This is a genomic window from Streptomyces sp. L-9-10 (assembly GCF_004151105.1).
Classification (GTDB): Bacteria; Actinomycetota; Actinomycetes; order Streptomycetales; family Streptomycetaceae; genus Streptomyces.
This window is the reverse complement of record NZ_PHRF01000141.1, coordinates 1-202: the sequence shown is the minus strand read 5'-3', so window position 1 is coordinate 202 and position 202 is coordinate 1. Positions and strand designations below refer to the sequence as shown.

At 70.8% G+C, this 202-nt stretch carries 1 protein-coding gene; it reads left to right on the top strand.

Annotated features, from left to right (window positions below):
* The coding region (locus CU044_RS38840; protein ID WP_205124121.1) for a hypothetical protein at positions 1–202 on the top strand (202 nt) is incomplete at both ends.

Genomic DNA, 202 nt, shown 5'->3' with positions numbered 1-202 from the left:
TGGTCGGTCTGGATCCGGTGGATGTCGGGTTCTCTCTGGCGACGTCGCGTGCGTCGTTCGAGCAGCGTGCGGTGGTGGTCGCGGAGGATGCGGAGGCCGGGCTGTCCGCTCTGGCCGCGCTGGCCGAGGGCCGGCAGGCGGCGGGTGTGGTGACGGGCTCTGTGGTGAGCGGGATGCTGGGTTTCCTGTTCTCGGGTCAGGG